Here is a 2742-nt window from a genome sequence, read left to right on the forward strand (position 1 = left end):
AACGCGATTCCCCTGGGGGCGATACGGGGCGCCAGTTTGCGGCTGGCGACCCCGAATCGTCGGTTGCAGTTTACCAAATGAGCGCAACCGCGAGTCATTGTTTGTTCACCATCCGTCCCGCGTTTTCTGGCGAGACTTTCAGGCTCAAAAGGCCGCGCAAACTGCTTCCAATTTATGCTTTTCGTCAGAAGATCGGTACGTCAGGCGCTTACCCGCGATCCCCGGCGAGAACAAAAAGGCTGATCGCCCACCTCGGCCCGCGTCAGGCCCGCCGCACCCCGATGGTCCAGGACGGGCGCTGGGTCTGCTCGCGGCGGCTGGTGACGAGGCGGAGATCGGCGTCCATGTAGACGTTCGTCATCTCCGGCTGCGCTCCAAAAGTCTTGCCGAGCTTCTTGGCCGCGGCGGGATCGAGGACGGAGAAGTCGGGCGTGCCGAGATCGGACGTACCCGAGTCCGCGGCCTCCTGATAACGATCGCCCTTTTTCTTCATCACTTCCGCGAACCACGCCTTCGCGGCCGGGATGTCGAGATCACGATCGGCCCGCACCACGGAGACCTCGACGCCGATGTTCCTGATCAGCCAGCGGCCGTCGACGATGTCGTATTTCTGGATGATCATCAGGTCGCAGCCGGCCAGCACCGAGCGCAGCTTTTCCAGAAGCCCGCCCTTCTGGCCCGGCACGTGATGGGCGATGTTGGCGTAGAAGCCATCCTCGCGAAAGATCTGATAGGACTGGTCGAACACGCGGCCCGGAATGGCGTCGTGGAACGGAATCGTCGACCACGCCGGCGTCCACACGCCCTGCACGGCGGTGACCTGATCCTCGGCCCGCGGAATCGGATTTCGGCGCGACAGCTCCGAAAACAGGGGCGCGAGATGCTGGTCGAGCAGCGCCAGCTTGTCGCTCTGCTTGGCGTCGTGGCGGCCGTCGACCAGCGCGAGCACGCGGGCTTTCAGCTCGGCCGTGCTCCAGCTTTCGAGATCGTCTCCGTCGAGACCGCCCCCGTGTGGCGTGAAGGACGTGACGCGATCGAGCATGCGGGTCGCTCCGAGCTGAGTCCGTTTTCTCGCGCGCGAGCCCCGTGTGTGATTCACGACTCTGTCAGATCGTCCTGACAGAGTCGTCTGTCACGTCGGGTGTCAGCAGGACACCGCGGGACGCGCGATTCCGGGATCAAGCTTTTGGGCGCGAGGCGGTTCCGGAATGCGGAGTCGCGGCGGCTCTGGGGGGCCGCATGGTTCGAGACGCGCTCCTGCGGAGCGCTCCTCAACACGAGGATGGAGGCGGAGGCGGCCGCAGCCTCGTGTCCCGGGCGCGGCGCGGCGCGACGCGCCGTGACCCGGGACCCAGGGCGACCGGACGATGCGCTCACGGAGACATCGTGCCATGCGGCCCCTGGGCCCCGGATCGGCGACACGTCGGACTTGCGGTCCGCCGTGTCTCGTCCGGGGCACGCAGCGACGAGCGCCCCGCTCCTCACTCCGCCGCGGCGGCGGAGAGATTGTCGAGCGAGGAGACGATGTGGCCGGCCAGCGCGTCGGCGAGCGCCGAGCGCTCGTGCGGATTGCGCAGCAGGCCGATCTGGCACGGCGGCAGCGCCGGGAAGCCGTCGGCCGGCGTGAGCACCCGCATGCCGGGCCGCAGCCCCGACGTCGCCGACACCGAGACGGCGAGCCCGGCCAGCACGGCGGCCGAGATGGCGCCGGCATTGCCGCTGGAGAACAGCAGCCGGTGGCTGCGACCGATCCGGTCGAGGCTCTCGATGGCGCTGTGGCGCCACTTGCACGACGAGCGCCCGAGCGCCAGCGGCAGCGGCGAGTCGAGATGGATGGCGTGGCGGCTCGACGTCACCCACAGGAGCTGTTCCTGGCGAAAGACCTCGACGGCGCGCGTCGTCTCGCAGCTCGTCACGATGGCGATGTCGAGGTCGCCCCCGTCGATGCGCAGCACGAGATCGATCGACGGCTCGCACACCACGGTCAGCTCGACACCCGGATAGACGCGCGAGAAGCGCGCCATGATCTCCGGGAGATAACGATCCGCATAGTCGTCCGGCACGCCGAGCCGCACCCGGCCGGTCAGCTCCTCGTCGCCGAAGGCCGACACCGCCTCGACGTTGAGCTTGACGATGCGCCGGGCGTAATCGAGCAGCCGCTCGCCGTCCTCGGTGAGCTTCGACTGGCGGCCGTCGCGGGCGAACAGCGGCCGCGCGATGCGCTCCTCCAGCCGCTTCATCTGCATCGACACGGCCGACTGCGTCTTGTGGACGATCTCGGCGGCGCGCGTGAACGAGCCGGTCTCGGCGATGGCCACGAAGGTGCGGAGCTGGTCGACGTCGAGCAGGGTCGTCATGGCGGCTCCTCCGAGAGCATGTCGTCGAGGGCGTGTGGCCGAGAGCGTGTCGCCGAGGGCGTGCGGCCGGGTCGGACGTATCCATCAGCCGGGTTGATGGCGCAGATTAAAAACATTCGTTTTCGTCATCAATCCAAGAGTGGCATTCTCCGGGCCTCGGCAATCGCGCGGGTTTTCGGGTGGCGTCCTCGGAGGTGGACGTCGACGATGCCGCGCCGCCACCCAACAGGAGGTCGCCATGACGGCGCTAACGTACATCCGCACCCTTCCCCGGCCCGGCCTGCGTGGCGTTCGGGCGATCGCCACGGCGATCGGGACGGTGGCGATGCACGCCCGCCGTCTCGCCGAGGCCGTGAAACACCGTCGCGAGGCGGCCATGCTGGCC

General features: G+C 67.9%; 2 protein-coding genes. Both read right to left on the minus strand.

From position 1 onward, the window contains the following. Positions 1-262: 262 nt before the first annotated feature. Positions 263-1042 (minus strand): hypothetical protein, encoded by a 780-nt coding sequence (locus ABTU92_RS14565; RefSeq protein WP_408091804.1) that lies wholly within the window; start codon positions 1040-1042, stop codon positions 263-265. A 439-nt stretch (positions 1043-1481) separates the two neighbouring features. After that, positions 1482-2357, minus strand: coding sequence for a LysR family transcriptional regulator (locus tag ABTU92_RS14570; protein ID WP_408091806.1), 876 nt, complete (start codon positions 2355-2357; stop codon positions 1482-1484). Positions 2358-2742: the final 385 nt, after the last annotated feature.

The sequence above is a fragment of the Rhodoplanes sp. SY1 genome (assembly GCF_046000175.1).
Lineage (GTDB): Bacteria > Pseudomonadota > Alphaproteobacteria > Rhizobiales > Xanthobacteraceae > Rhodoplanes.